Origin of the sequence: Paenibacillus sp. PAMC 26794, from assembly GCF_000316035.1 — a bacterium.
Lineage (GTDB): Bacteria > Bacillota > Bacilli > Paenibacillales > Paenibacillaceae > Paenibacillus.
This window is the reverse complement of the sequence record NZ_ANHX01000056.1, coordinates 11448-28543: the sequence shown is the minus strand read 5'-3', so window position 1 is coordinate 28543 and position 17096 is coordinate 11448. Positions and strand designations below refer to the sequence as shown.

General features: G+C 37.2%; 12 protein-coding genes. 11 read left to right on the top strand and 1 reads right to left on the bottom strand.

What is annotated here, in order from left to right; genetic code table 11:
- Positions 1 to 556 precede the first annotated feature (556 nt).
- The 10 genes from D829_RS0120065 to D829_RS0120010 all read left to right on the top strand — a co-directional run bounded on the left by D829_RS0120065 (position 557) and on the right by D829_RS0120010 (position 12332).
- Positions 557 to 1561 carry an ATP-binding cassette domain-containing protein gene (locus tag D829_RS0120065; RefSeq protein ID WP_017690717.1) on the top strand — a complete coding sequence of 335 codons (1005 nt, stop codon included), beginning with the start codon at positions 557 to 559 and terminating at the stop codon, positions 1559 to 1561.
- Between the two features lie 1591 nt (positions 1562 to 3152).
- On the top strand, positions 3153 to 3872 hold the full coding sequence (locus tag D829_RS0120050) for a sulfotransferase family protein (RefSeq protein WP_017690714.1): 720 nt from the start codon (positions 3153 to 3155) through the stop codon (positions 3870 to 3872).
- A 29-nt stretch (positions 3873 to 3901) separates the two neighbouring features.
- On the top strand, positions 3902 to 4456 hold the full coding sequence (cysC, locus tag D829_RS0120045) for an adenylyl-sulfate kinase (protein ID WP_017690713.1): 555 nt from the start codon (positions 3902 to 3904) through the stop codon (positions 4454 to 4456).
- Positions 4453 to 5604 carry a hypothetical protein gene (locus tag D829_RS0120040; RefSeq protein ID WP_017690712.1) on the top strand — a complete coding sequence of 384 codons (1152 nt, stop codon included), beginning with the start codon at positions 4453 to 4455 and terminating at the stop codon, positions 5602 to 5604. The genes cysC and D829_RS0120040 overlap by 4 nt, the downstream gene beginning before the upstream one ends.
- A complete protein-coding gene (hisC, locus tag D829_RS0120035; RefSeq protein WP_017690711.1) occupies positions 5594 to 6652 on the top strand; it encodes a histidinol-phosphate transaminase in 1059 nt (352 codons plus the stop codon). The genes D829_RS0120040 and hisC overlap by 11 nt, the downstream gene beginning before the upstream one ends.
- Before the next feature lie 146 nt (positions 6653 to 6798).
- Positions 6799 to 7035 carry an acyl carrier protein gene (locus D829_RS0120030; RefSeq protein ID WP_017690710.1) on the top strand — a complete coding sequence of 79 codons (237 nt, stop codon included), beginning with the start codon at positions 6799 to 6801 and terminating at the stop codon, positions 7033 to 7035.
- A gap of 14 nt (positions 7036 to 7049) precedes the next feature.
- Complete coding sequence (locus tag D829_RS0120025) at positions 7050 to 8534, top strand: class I adenylate-forming enzyme family protein (protein WP_017690709.1); 1485 nt, start codon at positions 7050 to 7052, stop codon at positions 8532 to 8534.
- On the top strand, positions 8531 to 9754 hold the full coding sequence (locus D829_RS0120020) for a phenylacetate--CoA ligase family protein (RefSeq protein WP_017690708.1): 1224 nt from the start codon (positions 8531 to 8533) through the stop codon (positions 9752 to 9754). The genes D829_RS0120025 and D829_RS0120020 overlap by 4 nt, the downstream gene beginning before the upstream one ends.
- A 218-nt stretch (positions 9755 to 9972) precedes the next feature.
- Positions 9973 to 11010 carry a hypothetical protein gene (locus D829_RS0120015; protein WP_017690707.1) on the top strand — a complete coding sequence of 346 codons (1038 nt, stop codon included), beginning with the start codon at positions 9973 to 9975 and terminating at the stop codon, positions 11008 to 11010.
- Positions 11011 to 11324: 314 nt separating this feature from the next.
- Entirely contained in the window at positions 11325 to 12332 is a 1008-nt protein-coding gene (locus tag D829_RS0120010) for a ketoacyl-ACP synthase III (RefSeq protein WP_017690706.1), read from the top strand.
- 169 nt (positions 12333 to 12501) lie between these two features.
- Here the strand turns inward: D829_RS0120010 and D829_RS0120005 are convergent, their stop codons facing one another.
- Entirely contained in the window at positions 12502 to 14436 is a 1935-nt protein-coding gene (locus tag D829_RS0120005; RefSeq protein WP_017690705.1) for an amidase family protein, read from the bottom strand.
- A 372-nt stretch (positions 14437 to 14808) separates the two neighbouring features.
- On the opposite strand from D829_RS0120005, the gene D829_RS0120000 reads away from it, so the two are divergent.
- Positions 14809 to 16938 (top strand): DNA topoisomerase III, encoded by a 2130-nt coding sequence (locus tag D829_RS0120000; protein ID WP_017690704.1) that lies wholly within the window; start codon positions 14809 to 14811, stop codon positions 16936 to 16938.
- Positions 16939 to 17096: the final 158 nt, after the last annotated feature.

The following is a 17096-nucleotide window of genomic DNA, read 5'->3' as shown; positions in this document are numbered from 1 at the left end:
CAATAGGAAGACACACTTGAATGATTTCGAGTGTGTCTTTTTGTTGTACCCCCAGCATTAGTGTAATTTTTAGGGTGAAAGTCCGAAACTTGGATGGCGGAGTGCTTACCGTAGCTACTAGCTAAGAGAAATTTATAATCCTGTAAAAGGAGTTAATTATAATTAAGGTGTAAAATACCATTTAATACTTAAATTATATAGTATAAATAATACTAATTTATAAATAAAAGGATTTAAAACATGATTAGAGGGTGGGATTAAATATATATGAATACCATTATTTTTAATCAGTTTTATCAATAGTGTGTGGGTAATTAATACTGATTTGTCGAAAAAAAAAGAAAAAAGTGGAATTATAAAGAAAAATATATCTTTTATAACAATTAAATCTATGATAATATGATCTGGATATTGAAAACCAGAAGAATACAGATCGGAATAATTTATATTATTTTTTTGAATATACTAAAGACTACTGACCTTTACAGATTATAAAGATGCTTGGAATTAATGTTTACCTGTCGAAGATTTAAACAAACACTTGGAGGACGATAAATTGGAATTTATCAGTGTAAGTAATATATCCAAAGAATATAAGGTTGAGATCCGCGAGGAGGGCATGATTAATAGATTGAAAAGTTTGATATTTCCAAAATACACAACAAAAAGAGCAGTAACTGATATTTCTTTTACTATAGATAGAGGTGAAATTGTTGGTTATTTGGGTCCGAATGGCGCTGGTAAATCAACTACAATCAAAATGTTAACTGGAATTCTATATCCTACTGAAGGTGAAGTTAGAGTCAATGGTCTTATTCCTTACAAAGAACGAAAAAAGTATTCATCACAAATTGGTGTAGTTTTCGGTCAAAGAAGTCAACTTTGGTGGGATTTACCGGCAATAGATTCGTTAGAACTTTACAAAGATATTTATAACGTCTCTAGTAAAGACTATAAGACTAAAATTGATATGTATAATAATATATTTGATTTTCATGAATTTTGTAATATCCCAGTTAGACAATTGAGTTTAGGACAAAGAATGAGAGTTGAAATTGCTGCATCATTGATCCATAGTCCTGATATTCTTTTTTTGGATGAACCAACGATTGGGCTAGATATCATTGTTAAAAATAAAATGAGAGAATTTTTCAAGGAATTAAACCGATTAGAAAAGACTACAATATTATTAACAACGCATGATATAACGGACGTTGAAAAAATATGTAATAGAATAATAATTATTAATAACGGCAAAAAAGCTTTTGATGGTTCAACACAATCTTTTAAATCACTATATGATGAAGATAATGAAATTTTAGTTACACTAAAAAGTGGAAATACCAACTTTAATATACCGAAAGTAGTTTTGAAGCATAGAGAAGGGAAAAAGATATGGTTGAATGTAAATAAAAACATATCAATCCAGGATGTTTTACAGGAGATTATCACTAAATATGAAATATCGGATATTCAGGTTAAAGGTGCAGATTTAGAGAGCTTGCTTTCAAAAGTATATCAAATGAATAAAGAGGAAAACAATTGTGAAAAAATATTGTAGTGTATTCATGAAAACGCTTGCTGTTTCATTCGCATATAAATCAAACTTATATTTAACACTAATATCGACAATTATTTTTACTTTAGTGCAATTCTCTCTTTGGTATTCTATTTATGACGCCAATAATTCAATAAATAAAATTGAGTTCTCTTTAGTCATATCATACATTTTTATTGGAGTTTTTGTTCGTATATTAACGACAGTTAATGTTTCTGATTACATTTCAGAACAGATTAACAAAGGAAATATTGAGTTGAGTTTAATTCGACCATATAACTTTTTTATTTTTTGTTTTTCTAGACATTTTTCTACGATAATAGCGGATTTTTGTGTTAGAGGTATATTTCTTTTTGTTATTTGTTCGTTACTATTCAATAAATACATACAAATTGAGAGCAGTTTAATTAATTATACTTTTTTTGCTATAAGTCTTTTGATTGCAATTTTTCTATCTTATTGTATGGATTATCTAATAGGTTTATTATCTTTTTGGGTTATTCATACATGGCAAATTAAGTTTCTCGTCAGAGATATTGGAAATATTTTATCGGGATTTTTTGTACCACTGTGGATGTTTCCCGCATTTTTGCTGAAAATTAGTGAGTTTCTTCCGTTTAAGTACATGTTTTTTATACCTATTAATATTCTCCTGGGAGAATATAGCTTAAATCAAATTTATGAAGAGTTGCTGTTAGGTTTTTTATGGGTTGTAATTTTCCTTGTAAGTATAGTCGTTCTTTCAATAAAGTTGCAAAAGAGAATCTTTATTCAAGGGGGTTAAGATGAAGAGCTATTTGAAGATCTATGGAAAGTTCATTAGTAAATACTTTAAATCTAAAATGGAATACAAGGTCTCATTCTTTCTAGACATTTTCGTCAACATGATTACTCCACTAAGTTTTTTTTCAATTATATATATCATTCTCGGAAAGTTGGACCATTTGCAAAGTTGGAACACATTCGAGGTTATGTTGATGTTTAGTTTTAGTTTATTATCGTGGGGGCTAGCAGGTTTTTTGTTTTGGTCCCCATTCGTACAAATGGAGCAACTCGTATTATCAGGTGAATTTGATAATTACTTGATCAGGCCATTGCACCCACTGATATTCTTGATTTTTAAAAATTTTCAATACACGTTTATTGGGCAAACCATTATTGGGGGAGGTGTTATGGTCTATTCCTTGATAAATTTAAATGTCGTAAATAACGGATTATTTATTTCGAAGTTAATATTTTTAATTGTGAACTCCACTATGTTACAAATTTCAATATTGATATGTTTGACAACCAGCAACTTTTATTTTAGAAAGTCTCTTACTTTCTCCATGATAATTGTTAGTGAGCTGCAGCAAATGTCACGATATCCGATAAATATTTTTAATAATGTAATTCGTGTGATCATAACATTTATTGTTCCGTATGCTTTTGTATCTTATTACCCTGTTGCTATCCTTATGAATAGAAATGTAAGTGAATTCATCTCTATATTTACTTTTATTCTTGGTTTGTTACTACTTTATGCTTCTATTATGTTTTTTAACTTTAGTCTAAGTAGATATACGAGTTCAGGTAATTAAGAAGGAGCAAAGACATGAATAAGATAATCGCACTATGGGCTATACCTCGTTCTGTGTCAACAGCATTTGAAAGAATTTTCATTGAAAGAGGGGATTTCACCATAGTTCATGAACCTTTTTCAGTAAGTTACTATTATAGTTTTGAACGTTGCAGTAACCGTTATTCAGATGTTGAGTCACAAAATGAATTCTCTTTTTCTAATGTACTTGCTAATTTGATCAATTCTTCGAGTCAAGGGCCTTTATTCTTAAAAGATATGGCTTATCACTTGAAACCAAAGTTAAACTTTGAGACGATTAGTAACTTCGAAAACACATTTATTATTAGACATCCAAAATATGTTTTACCTTCTCTGTACGCAATGCTTCCTGATTTCAATATGGAGGAAGCCGGATACCAGATTCAATATGAACTATTTCAGATGGCTACTCAGATTCATGGTGAAAACGTTATTGTTATTGATGCTGACGATCTTTGTGATAACCCACAAGCAGTAGTAAAAGCATATTGTAAAGCTCTCGATATACCCTTTATTCAAGAAAGCTTGAGTTGGAAAGAACGTGAAGTGCCCGAGTGGGATGAATGGAAGTCTTGGCATCTTGATGCATTAAGTAGTACAAGCATTAGAAGGAACAAAAAACCGGAAGAACCCCTTAGTGGAAAATTGTTGAAGGCATATAATATATTTTTGCCGATTTATGAAGAAATGTACAAATTTAGACTAATACCATAAGATCAAAGAGAAATGTGAGATGATAGTAAATGAGAAACGGATACGTACTATGGTTTACAGGCCTAAGTGGATCAGGTAAAACAACAATTGCAACTAAATTAGAACTGAAATTGAGGGATATGGGAACTCTTGTAGAGAGATTAGATGGGGATATTCTGAGAGAAACGATATGTAAAGATCTAGGTTTCACTAAGGAAGATAGGATTATAAATATTGAACGTACTGGCTTTATTGCAGAATTGCTTTCGCGGAATGGAGTTCAAACACTTGTTTCGTTGATATCTCCTTATAGTGATTCGAGAGAAAAGTTGAAAAATCGTATAGCGAATTTTTATGAAATTTACGTTCACTGTCCTATCGAGTACTGTATTGCAAGGGATGTGAAAGGGCTTTATACAAAAGCACTTCAGAATAAAACACCTAATTTCACAGGAGTTACCGATATATACGAGGTACCTAGACAACCTGATCTAACAATTGATACACATCAAGAGTCAGTTGAAGAATCGGTAAATAGGGTTTTAGAATTTTTGTATTCGAAACATCTAATATTACCAAGTTGGACAAAGGAGGAATTTGTTTGAAATCAATAATAAATATACAAGAAAATATCAACTCGTTAATTTATGATTGCTATAATGCGCTAAGTCCAGAGGCAAAAAGAACAGTATTATCAGAATATTGGTCTGATAAAAAATTTCTTGAGACATATCTTACATTTGATAATTCTATACATTTTAACACCGATGAAGGCGTCGAACTTTATACAAAAGCTTCTGATATGTATCCATATTCAAAATTAATCGGAATTGTTGAACTACATAATTTAATTGCAAAAAATACAGTGGACAATTTTGAAAATTGTGTTGGAGTAGATTTTTTGGGTGGATCCGGACAAGTAGAACGTGTGATTACTAAATTTACTAATAAGAAGTACAATGGTTTTATAACCGGAGATATATCCATTAAACAAATCTTGAAAGGTATTCAAAAAGGATGTCAGGTTGTCCCTTGTGATATTTCTAATCCAGTTACTATTAAAGATAAATCCTTAGACTGGGCACTAATTGCTTATGGATTTCACCATATTGCTCCAGAACTAAGATTAAAATCACTTATAAATGCTTATAACAAACTAAAACCAGAGGGGATGCTAGTACTACATGATGGTTTTGTTGGAGGCAGTACAGTTGATATAATGAGCAAAATTGTGGATCGTTATAGTTATGAACCGCACAGTCATCCTTTTTTAACTATAGAAGATTTTGATTATATTTGTGATTATTTTTATGATAACTACCAGGCTGATGTACAAAGGAAAAGTATATTTGATCCTCAAATATTTTTTGGTGATAGCATTGAAGAATTGAAAATAAATTTTTCGAATTACATGAAAAGTCACTACTATCTTAATCTTCTCGAGAATGAAATTTTTGATTGTTTTTTAGATGTTTTTTCAGAATATAGCATGAAAGAGAATGACATTAATTTATCTAAATATTTAAGATTTGAGGAGGAAAACTTAACGGATTCTAGCAAACGTTTGGTAATGAATGACAAGGGGAGGTTTATATATTCTTCCAATTTATATGTAGGACCATGTCCATCAATTATTCGTGAAGCATATCATGAGATTCTTAATTTAACAGAAAATACATTTTGCATTATAGTTCCAAGATTTGCACATGTTGTGATGATAAAAAAAACAATGAGGTGCTCTCATGTTAGTTAACAAGCATGTAAATCGTCTGACTCCGTATATTCCGGGTTATCAACCTGATATGACCCAAAAAGTGATCAAGTTGAATTCTAACGAAAATCCGTACCCCCCAACACCTAAAATAAAGAATGTACTTTCTCAATTCATTAATAACATTGATCAGCTTAGATATTATCCAGAATCAACCAGTTTATCATTAAGAGAAGCTTTGTCTCATAAATTCAGCATAAATAAAGATAAAATTTTCTGTGGTAATGGATCTGATGAAATTATATCTTTGATATTTCGTGTATTTCTAGAACAAGCAGACAAAATAGTTATACCGAATCCCACTTATACCGTATATAAGACTGTAGCTGATATACACAAAGTAGCGTGTCAATGTGTTGAAACAAATTCGAATTTTGAAGTTGATATTGATGCTTTATTGGCTTCACATTCAGATGCTATATTTATCGCTAATCCCAACGCACCAACTAGTTTACTAATGGGATTAGATAAGATTCGTTACATTTTAGATAACTACCATGGTTTATTAGTTATTGATGAAGCATATATTGATTTTGCAGATAGTGGGGCATCAGCGATTTCAATGATTGATGAATATCCTAACCTTCTAGTTCTTAGAACATTTTCTAAATCTTACTCACTATGTGGTGCTCGAGTTGGTTTCTGTCTTGGTGATGAGGCTCTAATAGAAGGATTAAATAAGTGTAAAGACTCTTATAATCTAAACACTATGAGCCAATATCTGGCCATTGCTGCGCTTGAAGACAATGAGTACTTTATGGAGAATATAAAAAAAATAATTAGCTCCAGAAAATATCTTACACATGCGCTGGAGTTGCTTGAATTTGATGTACTACAATCAGATACAAACTTTTTGTTGTGTAAGCCTCGTAGCGCAAATCCAAAAAGTATTTATCAGTTTTTAGCTGAAAATAAAATATTCATTAGGTATTTTGAATCTCCAAGAATTAATGACAAGCTCCGTATATCGATTGGAACAGGGGACGAAATAGATTTATTGCTAGAGAAGTTGAAGTCATATAAACTATGAAAATTTTAGGGTGAATTTAAAGTTATAATTTTTCGTATTGTAGCATAAATAAGAATTACAAAAATGGTTCATTGGGACTAACGAAAATTTTTAAAAGTATTGGGTTTTATTATGTATAATCGCGAAATGAGAGAGGGACAACCTTCATGAATGCTAAAATGCAATCGGTTTGTGATATTGTAAAGAGAAAGGCAGTTATTCAAAAGGAAGTTAGCCTGACAACAGATTTATTCAGGGAACTTGGTTATGATTCTTTCCAATTTATAGAGTTAGTTGTTGAACTTGAAAGTTGTTTTGGAATAGAAATCCCCGAATATAAATTATTACCTGAAAATTTCACTACAGCTCAAAATATTGTGGATTTGCTCGAAGAATTAAATTAGATGGGAGTGTTTAAGTGTATTCCGTTGGCATTATTGCTGAAGAAATTGAGTCTATTTGTAAGCGGTTTACTACTCAAGTAGCTATTGAAGACTTGTTCAGGGTGTATAGCTATGAAGAACTTTGGGATGAAGTTAATCGTATAAAGGGATATATGGATCAAATTAAAGGTAAGAAAATTGGATTGATAATGCAAAATGAAACAAACTTTATTTTGCATTATCTAGCGATCATTACATCTAACAATATTTGTATTCCTATCCCGTATTACTCAAAATTGTATGAAATAAAAAATAGCGTATCAAATATAGGAATTGATTTTATAATTACTTCGTCTACTGAGCTTATTCAAATAAATGATAATCTTCCTCTGATCGATTGGTTAAGTCTTGAAAAGCACTGTAATATGCTTTCAAACACAAACACTGAAGATATTTTGAATGAACCTAAATTATTTCTTCAAACTTCAGGCAGCACAGGTAACCCCAAAGTGGTTATGCTATCAGAGGAAAATATCATATCAACCGCACTTGCACATGCTAATGCAGTGGGGATAAATCAAGATGATCGTTTTTTAATCACAATGCCAATGCATTTTAGTTCTGTGCTGACAACTCAGATACTCAGTTATTTACTCAAAGGGGCAACCCTCATTGTAAGAAATATTCCTATGTTGCCTAGATTAATTATGAAAACTATTTTTGAGGAAAGAGTAAATTGTTTTGCTGCTGTACCTAGTCTGTTAAGGCAACTAGTTGAAAAAGCTGAAGTAACTAGTAGCCCTAAGCTGAGGTATATTTGTGTGTCAGGTGCAGCTCTGGATTTAAAGTTAGGTAATTTGATCCTTGAGAATCTACGTCCATTCCGAATAATTCAAACTTATGGGATGACAGAAGCATCTCCACGAATATCACTTGGTGAATTTATTATGGGAGACGGTAATCCATCATGTGGAAATGCAGTAGAAAATGTTAGGATTGAAATCAAGGATGAAAAAGGATTTAGTAGAGGAATTAATGAAGTTGGTGAAATATATGTAAAAGGTCCTAATATTATGATGGGATATTATAACAATTATAAAGAAACAAAACGAGTCTTAAAAAATGGTTGGCTGCAAACGGGGGATATAGGATTTTTGGATAAAAATGGGGATCTACATGTAGTAGGACGTACAAAAAATATGATCATATCTGGAGGGCAAAATTTATACCCAGAGGAAATCGAGAATTGTCTAAAGGAGCATCCAGACATTATGGATTGTATTGTCTTCCCTTTAGAAGATCCTATTTTAGATGAAGTGCCAGCTGCAATAATAAGATGTGATAGAGATATCCAAATTGATGAACTGAAAAGTCACTGCTACAAAAGACTTTCAAACTACAAGGTTCCACGTTCGTTTTATTTTTTATCGGATTTCCCGCTTACGAAAACGGGAAAAGTTGATCGTATGGAGACAATCAACAAAATATATGGGGGCAAGGAGAGAGAAGCCATTCTATGAGTTTATTATTTGAACAAGTCCAGGGTAGTTTGCAGAAAATCCTTCTACACTGTAAAGATAACTGCGAATATTATCATGATATCTTATCACAACTTAACATTGAAAAATTCTCGAAGTCCGAATTTGAAAATATACCTCTTTTAACCAAAAAAAAACTTGTTGAAAATTCTGACCTAATTAGAGATCGAACCGGATCATATGAAAACATCTATACTGTTTATACGTCTGGTACAACTGGGTTTCCGTTACGGTATGATCGTAGTCAAGAAGACAAGATTAGAGAAGGGCTAATTCTTCAAGAATTACGTTACTCCTTCAAAATACCTCGAAATCCTATTGTTGCAATGTTTGGCTTGCACAAAGAGCCAATTATTTACACTTACAACGGTAATCAGAGGAAAATAACATCACTTTCGCTACATAATCTTTCTGAAGAACGTTTTTTTCTGTACTATTATACACTTCGTGATTTCAAACCTGACATTCTTCAAGGGTATGCTTCTGTCTTATATGAATTTGCACAATTTATTCGTACAAGGGGGTTGGAGCCTTTAGAAATTACGTTAGTAGAGAACAGATCAGAACATTTACAGAATAGCCAATTTGATGACATTACTCGTTATTTAGGAAAGCTTTCAAACATGTATGGAGCAAGTGAAACATATCCTATTGCGTATTCTTGTCCCCACGGTAAACTACATATTAGTGGGAAGAATGTTTATATAGAAGTGGTTGATATGAATTCCTTTGAAGTGTTGCCAATAGGTCAAACAGGAGAAATTGTGGTTACTTCTTTAACAAACAGATTAACGCCGATTATCCGTTATAGGACTGGAGATATCGGTATGATAAATTATTGCGAATGTCAGTGTGGAAATACAATAGAATTGACCTTAATGATGGGGCGAACTGGAGATCAAATAAAAACACCAAATGGCTACTTAAACGCTGTAGTTTTAAGAAGGTTGTTTGACCATTTTGGTGATCCGGGATATGAGGGAATTGGAGAACTTCAAATAATACAGGAAAAAGAAGATATTTTTACAATTAACCTTGTTGAAAATGTAAATCATATGAACGACAATCTAGTTAGTAATTTAGTTTCACTTGTAAAGAATTGTCTGGGATATAGTGTGGAAGTGAATGTTTGCAAAGTATCGGAACTGGAGAGAAACCCCACAAATAGGAAATGTCCTCCTTTCATTTCGAGATGTAAATAGTGTCATTTATAAGTGATGTGCTTGAAGCCTGTAAATTAAAGGATGCGTTCTGTCCTCTTCGAAAAAGCAAGCAATTCACAAATTCACTCTAATTTTGTCGAGGTATGACATTCGTTAACAATGGATATGGAATTGTGGTTTAAGGTTTCTGCTTGCTGCACTGGGCTACTATTGAGTCCTGATTGAGTCCGTACAAACTAATAAAAGGAGAGTTTTATATGGATTACAATGTTAGTAGCAATTTAGAGCCTTATAATGGGATCTGGTTAGATTGTTTTCAAAACAATTTAATGTCTATACTAATTTCTTATGATAGTAATTTTGAGATGTTACCTGCAACAATAAAATTTGAATATTGGAAAAAAAATATATCACAAAAATTCGATTCACAGGCTACATATAATAGCTTATTGGAACAGGGTTTATTTATTCCAAAGATTATTTATCAGACTGATACAATAGAAGCTTTTTTTGATATCCAAAAAGGGATTTTTCAGAATAATGACGTAAATGAAATACATGAACTAATATGTAACGCATTTTCAGAGAGTAAATTTATCTTTTTGAACGTTGATCGCTTTTTTTACCCATCTGGAAGAGAGGCTGGGAAGTTTCATTTTGTTCATCCGATTTTCTTGTATGGATACTCTGTAGAAGATGGAACCTATTCAGCAATTGAAGATTGTCTATCGCCAGGTCAAATGCATACCTATGAGATCCCGAAAGAAGCCGTCATAGCGTCGACAAAACATTTGTTACAGGAAGGAAAGGAAGTTGTTTTCAGAAAAGTGACACCTTTAGAGGAAGAGATAAAAAATTATCGCATAGATAACTATAATCTAATAGTGAAAGAAATAAAAAATAAGGTATTATTAAGTGAAGTAAGATATGTTAAAGCGCATGACCTATATTATCAGGTAGGTATAACTGCACTAGAGCATTATTATGAAGAATTTGATGAGATTATTGGTAGATGCGAAGATGTAAGTATTTTCGCGCTTCGCACAACTTCATTTGTACAAAATCATAAAAAAAATAGTCATATGTTACTTAGGACAATACAAGATAAAGCTAGTGATATTGAACTAATACAATTTGCAGAAAAGTCGTTGGAACTGGCTTCGGAATGGGAGATTTTTAAAAATATAATATTCAGAAATATGGTTTCTGGTCGACGAGAGAAAAACGATTTAAGATCTAGAGACAAGTTGCGTACTATTATCGAATTAGAATATAAACTTCTGCAAGGGACTTGATTAGCTGGCACGAAGTCTAGAATAATCTGGATTCAACAAATTTATATCAACAGTCTGTGGTTGTTACGCAGCCTGTTTTTTTGTGTAGTTCTTCTATGTCAATAAACATGGATATCAGACATATCGAGCAGTGTCCTTCGAAAACAAATTTTAACTTTGTTTATTGCGCTATATAATATGCTTTCGTTTCAGGATGAGAATAACAGATTGTTTCCAATTGATGTTCGCAAAATAGATAGCGAAAACTAATTTTAGTACCAAGTACTAAGACTTAGTGCTATAATAATAAAAAAACAAATGAGGTGACTACCGGTATGAATCATCAATCAAAGGCAACCATCACGGCAATGGGGACGTATGTACCGGATCGAATATTAACGAATGCTGATCTGGAGAAATTAGTCGAGACAAGTGACGAATGGATTGTACAGCGTACAGGTATGAGAGAACGGCGAATTGCAGCTGAAGATCAATTTGTATCTGACCTGGCTACGAAGGCTGTGGAAGATATGATACGTCGTTATAATGTAAGTGTAGAAGATGTGGATATGATTCTTGTGGCTACCAGCACACCGGAATATGCTTTCCCAAGTACGGCATCCAGAGTACAGGATAATCTTAAGATCCCACATACGGGCGTACTGGATTTAAATGCTGCATGCGCAGGTTTTACCTACGGGCTGCAGCTAGCTGACAGTCTGGTGACCAGTGGAATGTACCGCAAAGTACTGGTTATTGGAGCAGAGACGTTATCTAAAATTACGGATTACACAGACCGCACGACTTGTGTACTGTTTGGTGATGGAGCGGGGGCCTTCTTGGTCGAGAGATCATCGGGTGCTGAAGGTGACTTTATGGCAGCCATATCAGGTACACATGGAGAGGGCGGTGTACATCTCTATAAGAGTGGTCTGTCTTCGGAGATAAATGGTGTGCTTTTGCAGGGTGAGGGATGCCTTGTTCAGAATGGGCGAGAGATTTATAAGTGGGCTGTACGGACGATCCCAGAGCAATTAGGTAATCTTATAACGAAAGCTGGATTAAGACCTGAGCAGATTGACTGGTTTGTCCCGCATAGTGCCAACATGAGAATGATTGAAGCTGTTTGCGAACGTGGACCGGTACCCTTGGAACGTACTTTAACCAGTGTTGAGTATCGTGGGAACACATCTGCCGCTTCCATTCCGCTTGCTTTACAGCTTGCAGTGGATGAAGGGAAGTTGAAAGAAGGACAGAGCGTAGCTCTCTTTGGCTTTGGCGGTGGTCTGACGTACGCAGGTCTGGTGCTGAAATGGGGCGTGCCGGACAAGGTTCAGGAATGAGTAACATAGGACTGTATGCAACCCAAAAATAAATAAAGAAAATAAAAGAGACCACCCAAACTTCATGCAGTCATGAAGAGGGTGGTCTCTTTAGTAGGTTAACACAAAAAAGTGATATGATTGCATCTATTTTTTGTGTTAACCGGAATTGCTTAATTCCATAAACATTTTACGGCGTAAGCTTAGGCGCTTGGCGGTGATGAGTTCCTTGTTCGTAGCTGTAAGCCAGCTTGATCAAGGTTCCTTCATCAAAGGCACGACCCAGGAATTCCATACCTACAGGCAAACCATCAGTTGTGAAACCAGCAGGGACCGTAATCGCCGGGAAGCCGGAGAAAGGACTCAATCGGTTGTTACCACCGGAGTTTTGTCCTTCGCCGATAACACCAGCGGCTTGCGTGGACGTAGGATAGATGATGGCATCCAGATTATTATCTGCCATAACTTTCAGCAGGGACTCACGTGTAACTTGGGTACGTTTCAGGACGATGTCCTTGTATTCGGTAGTCTCCAATGTTTGGCGTGCATCCCGAGTTTTCATGGATTGCTCCTGAGACTTGTCGAACTCTCCGGAAGCGATGATCTCGGACAGACTGTGATATGGAGCATCTGCACCCAATGACTCCAGATAGTCATTCAGCTGGAACTTGAATTCATATCCACTGAGACTTGGGTATTTGTTGATCTCAGTCAAGTTCGGGATGGAAATTGGAACTGCGGTAGCGCCTAGTGTCTTCAGTTCTTCCACAGCGGTGTTGATGACGTCAGCAACGGCTTTTTCTTCAGCTTTGGTACTTGGGATGAGTTCTGTGGCCACACCGATGCGTGCACCTTTCAGTCCGTTTACATCCAAGAAGTCTGTATAGCTGGAGGGGATTTTTCCAACTGCGTAAGCTGTAGCGACATCCTTTTTATCATAGCCGGCTGTAGCATCCAACATGATTGCAGCGTCACTAACCGTACGAGCCATAGGTCCGCCTACATCCTGTGTCAAAGCCAATGGGATAATGCCTTCACGGCTGGACAGTCCGATGGTTGGGCGGATACCCACAAGGCTGTTGAAGCTGGAAGGGATACGGATCGAACCGCCAGTGTCTGTACCCATACCGGCTGCGGCAAAGTTAGATGCAATGGCAGCACCTGTTCCGCCGCTTGAGCCACCTGGATAGTGGTCCAAGGCGTATGGGTTCAATGTTTGTCCACCCAATGAGCTGGATGTTGTGATGCCAAATGCGAATTCATGCAGGTTTGTTTTGCCCAAAATAATGGCGCCAGCTGCTTTGAGCTTCTTCACTTGTTCAGCATCGTGGGCAGGGATGGAATCTTTCAGACAGATACAACCTGCGGTTGTCGGCATGTCATTGGTATCGAAATTGTCTTTCACCAAAATCGGAACGCCATGCAGAGGTCCACGGGCACCTTGAGCTGCACGTTCTTCATCCAATTGCTCCGCAATTTGGAGTGCATCCGGGTTCAGCGTTAATACGGCGTTTATGCTTACACCTTGATCATCGTATTTTTCAATGCGGTCCAGATATTTTTGAACCAGCTCTTTTGATGTCAGTTTTCCTTGCGTCATAGCGGTCTGGAGATCCATAATGGTTGCTTCCTCCAGAACAAACGGTTTTATGTAGTTATAAATGCGATCTTTCAGTATGGAGAGGTCATTCTCGGTAAGTACAGCGTTTGGAAGGAAGAGTGATTCCGTATAACCTTTCATCAATCCCGCAGTGTTCAATGCACCAACAGCACCTGCGAAAGTGGCTTCATCCGGGACATCCTTGAATGATTCGGTATTCGAATCCAGCTTGAGCCATTGTTGCAAGGCGACCGCAGCATCTTTACGTTGTACGGTTGTGCTGGAGAGCTTGTCCATGGTGAAAGGAACACCTGCAAGTGTAGCCATTTCTTCCATGGCCTTAACAAATGCTGCCGGAGTAGCTGGCGCTTTTCCTTTGGATACAGCTGCTACTGTTGTTTTACTCGTAGGCGTTGCCGTTGCGGCTGATGCCGAAGGTACCGTTCCTCCCCATGTTGTGGCAACAACAGCACCTGCCAGTAACAAAGCCCCACTTTTTTTCAATACAGATCCATGATAAGTCATGCATCCACGCTCCCTTCCTGTGTCTCATTGATGTGTGTTAGCAGCAATTCTGTTTCGATGCTTTTGACACATTGTATAGTCATGTTAGGTAAACTTACAAGGTTTATATTTATCCAAAAAAACGTATACATCATTGCTTTACAGTGTTAATACTTATTCATGCTTCTATTTACATGTACTCAGGAAAACTATCAGATTAATTTGTGTGATGAAATGTAACACATATACAACATTGTTGTTAAACATGTGGTTACATGATGTGCATTCATTAGAAAAGAGAGATGACAGAGCATACCTTTAGTGTGAAATGATATAATGAAAAGATAGGGATAAAAGAGACATAACGTTCTACCAGAGAGGAAGAGATATGAAGTGAAGACATTGGTACTCGCAGAAAAACCATCTGTAGCACGCGAAATAGCCAGAGTTATGGGTGCGCGTGATAAACATAAAAGTTATATGGAAGGCCCGAAATATATCGTTACCTGGGCGCTTGGACATCTGGTGGGATTAGCTGAACCGGAGGATTACGACAAGAAGTATGCAACATGGAATCTGGAGGACCTGCCCATTTTGCCAGAGCGTACGAAACTGAAGGTACTTAAAGAAACCAACCATCAATATAAAGCAGTGCAGCAGTTGATGAAGCGTCAGGATGTGGGTGAGCTTGTCATTGCGACGGATGCAGCACGTGAGGGAGAATTGCTGGCCCGTTGGATCATGCAGATGGCGGGGTGGAAAAAACCTTTTAAACGCCTGTGGATTTCATCCCAGACAGATAAGGCGATCAAAGACGGATTTGCTTCGCTGAAGCCAGGCAGTCAATTCGACCGTCTCTATGAATCTGCACGTTGCCGTGCGGAAGCCGACTGGATGATCGGACTTAACGTGACCCGTGCGCTAACTGTTCGTTTCAATGCGCAGTTATCAGCTGGACGTGTACAAACCCCGACATTAGGCATGATTATGGACAGGGAAAGTGAAATTAACGGTTTCCGCTCGCAGGAGTATGAGACGTTAACGGCAGATTTGGACGGTTTTCAGGCTGTGTGGCGGGCAACTGGGGGAGATTCGCGAATCTTTGACCCTCAAGAAATGCAAGAATTGAAGAAACGGGTAGATGGACGCAAGGGCACGATTGCCCAAGTGAAGAAAAGCGAAAAAGTAGAGCCACATCCACTGGCATATGACCTGACGGAACTGCAACGGGATGCCAACCGGAAATATGGTTTCTCTGCAAAGCAAACATCAAACGTCCTGCAACGTCTGTATGAACAGCACAAGCTCGTGACATATCCCCGTACAGACAGCCGATACCTGACATCGGACATGACAGCTACATTGAAAGAACGTCTGGACAGTGTAGCCATTGGACCTTATGCGTCTTTGGCGCGTCCTTTGCTGCGCAAAAATCTGAATATCACCAAACGTATTGTGGATGACAGCAAAGTGACCGATCACCATGCGATTATCCCGACGGAGCAAACGGTGCTTCTGAATCAATTGAACCCGGAGGAACGCAAATTGTATGATCTGATCGTACGTCGTTTTATCAGCCTGTTCTATCCGGCAGCGAAGTACGATTCAGTTGCGATCACCGTTCAGGTGGGGAACGACTCTTTCCATGTCAAAGGTACAACGGTGAAAGAAAGTGGATGGCGTGAAGTATACGGCGGCGATTACAGCGATGATGACGATGACCGTGTGGATGATGCAGCAGACCATGAGCGTGCGCTTTTGCCAGATGTGCAGCAAGGGCAGTCCGTGACGGTTCAGCGTTGCCATATTAAAAGTGGACGGACGATGCCGCCCAAACGGTATACCGAAGCTGCTTTGCTTTCCCAAATGGAGAAGCATGGATTGGGCACTCCGGCGACACGAGCGGATATTATCGAGAAACTGGTCAGTTCCGATACAATAGATCGTCAAGGCAACAGCATGCACCCGACTGGCAAAGGAAGACAGTTGATTGAACTGGCTGCCCCGCAGCTTCGTTCACCGGATCTAACTGCTCGCTGGGAAGCTGAACTGGAACGCATCGCTCGTGGGCAAGGGAAACCGGGGCCGTTTCTGGATAGTATCCGATCCATGGCGAAAGAGCTGGTGTCTACGGTAAAAGGCAGCAAAGCGGAGTATAAGCCGCATAATGTGTCCAATAGCCATTGTCCGGACTGTAACGCACGGTTGTTGGAGAAGAAAGGCAAGCGCGGCAAGTTTCTTGTATGTCCTACCGAGGACTGCGGGTATCGTCGTTCGGCAGAAAAGAGACTGTCCAATCGTCGTTGTGCGCAGTGCCACAAAAAGATGGAAATCAAAGAAGGCAAGGCGGGGTTATACGTACAATGTCTACCTTGTGGTATTACAGAAACGTTGGATAAGGATAAACAACATGTGAACAAACGCGATCAGCAAAAGCTGGTTAAACAGTATGCTAAGCAGGAGTCGATTGGCTCCAATCTCGGTGATCTGCTGAAAGCGGCTATGGAGAAAAAGGGAGAGTAACACGCTTAAGGTAGTTGAGGTAGTACCTCGTGCGGTACGAGCCATGCGAATGATGTACTCATTTACTCCAAAGGGACTGATTATAACTTTTCTCTACTCATCCACGCCACGTCGTATAAGATCCTCCGTTTTCAGGCAACGTAAGCCAAGGAGGTGAT